This is a genomic window from Variovorax sp. P4_D9, assembly GCF_056401695.1.
Window position 1 is genome coordinate 1 of sequence record NZ_JBFUIU010001422.1, and the last position, 1,413, is coordinate 1,413.

Consider the following 1,413-nt stretch of genomic DNA (forward strand, 5'->3'; position numbering starts at 1 on the left):
TCCGGGATCGCGCATGCAACTGGGGAGTCTACGCCCTGGTCGCGACTGCACGCGAATGCGGTGTACGTTCGTCTACCATCGTATCTGATCGCCGAACTTGCGCAGTGGGCCTTACCCTGCCTACGGTCAGCGACGTCATACGGTAGGTACGCAGCGGAAGTCGCCGCTGGCCGTGTTTCGCCGTGCGGCTCAGATCGGCCAAATCCCGACATCGGGCGACGGCTGCTATGGAGCTTGGAATGTTCGCCTGCAATGCATTGGAGACAGAGAGAGTGCGCCCGGCTCGCACATGCTGAACTTTGATCGCCTGCTCGAATTGCAGTCCCACCGCTGGCAGGGCCGTCGTGAAGTAGCCGGCCGCGGACATCCAATGGAAGGGTTCAGACTTTTCCCAAGGGATTTGCTCTGGATGCGACCCACCGACCGCACGTCACGCTGGTGCAGCGGTTCGTCCAAACCGCGGACCTAGACAAGATGTATGCCGCCGTCGAAAAGATCCTCACTGGAATTCGACTGGACGAGATAGAGCTGGAGGCCTTCAAGTACTACTACATCCCGGCGCAGGAGATTGGGCTGGCTGGCATCATCGCGAAGCCCACTCCGCAGCTGCTCCAACTGCAGGAGGCGCTGATCGAGGCGGTGACGCCGTTCACGACCGAGACCGGCGACTCGGCTGCGTTCGTGACGTGGCACCTGGCCCTGGGCTGTGTCGTCCTCACCTGCATCAGCATGACATTGCTGCTGTGGCGACGCTACGCCACACACAAGGCGCAAAAGGCAGCCGCCATCCAGGTCTGAACACACACATGGAGGACGGCTTCTATGACCCGATCGGTCGCGACTGGGGGCTGAGCCATCCGCATTGTGTTGATCGCCAACGGCCGGCGGCAGATGCCGCCGAAGCTGCGTGCCTTTGGCGATTTCATCGCCGGCCGCAGTCGAAGCTGGTGTGCGCGATCCAGCAGTTCTTCGTCCGATAGTTCACTCGGTTCAGTCATGGCTCGATTTGGCACATGGTGCCAAACCCCTTTCTGATCATCTTGAAGACGCGCTCGCCGCCGAACGCACGATCAATGCCGCAATGGCACCGATCGACACGTGTCGTCCACTTCTCCTCTCCGAGCAGATGCCGGCATCCGGATCCGAAAGGCACCGGCCTCGGCACCGCGCGCACGCGCTGGCGGATCTCCTCGGCCGGCGAGGGCGGGGTCGGCAGGACGAGGCGCAGGAGCTTCGCGCCAGCCATCAGGCCACCGCACCCGTTCAGTAGCTCGTTTCGCCCTTCGACTTGATTTCGCCTGCCTTGTTGGCTGCAGCGGCGTCCGATTTGCGGGTCTTGCGCGCGTCAGAACGTTCAGTACTCGACACCTTTGGCGCGGTCACGCGCGGCGGCTCGGCTTCGCCCATTTGCGG

3 protein-coding genes are annotated in these 1,413 nt (G+C 62.6%); 2 read left to right on the forward strand and 1 reads right to left on the reverse strand.

All coding sequences use genetic code 11. From position 1 onward, the window contains the following. Positions 1–474 precede the first annotated feature (474 nt). Complete coding sequence (locus AC1DY5_RS55590; protein ID WP_478122698.1) at positions 475–798, forward strand: hypothetical protein; 324 nt, start codon at positions 475–477, stop codon at positions 796–798. An 8-nt stretch (positions 799–806) separates the two neighbouring features. Continuing rightward, positions 807–980: a hypothetical protein gene (locus AC1DY5_RS55595; protein WP_478122699.1), complete on the forward strand. Its 174-nt coding sequence runs from the start codon at positions 807–809 to the stop codon at positions 978–980. A gap of 14 nt (positions 981–994) precedes the next feature. Here AC1DY5_RS55595 and AC1DY5_RS55600 read toward each other — a convergent pair whose 3' ends face one another. Continuing rightward, entirely contained in the window at positions 995–1,246 is a 252-nt protein-coding gene (locus tag AC1DY5_RS55600; RefSeq protein ID WP_478122700.1) for a hypothetical protein, read from the reverse strand. Between the last annotated feature and the right edge of the window lie 167 nt (positions 1,247–1,413).

What these genes read in the sequence shown, in the direction of transcription:
- AC1DY5_RS55590 (WP_478122698.1), top strand. Translation starts at nt 475, where the DNA reads ATGTATGCCGCCGTCGAAAAGATCCTCACTGGAATTCGACTGGACGAG.
- AC1DY5_RS55595 (WP_478122699.1), top strand. Translation starts at nt 807, where the DNA reads ATGGAGGACGGCTTCTATGACCCGATCGGTCGCGACTGGGGGCTGAGC.
- AC1DY5_RS55600 (WP_478122700.1), bottom strand. Translation starts at nt 1,246, where the DNA reads ATGGCTGGCGCGAAGCTCCTGCGCCTCGTCCTGCCGACCCCGCCCTCG.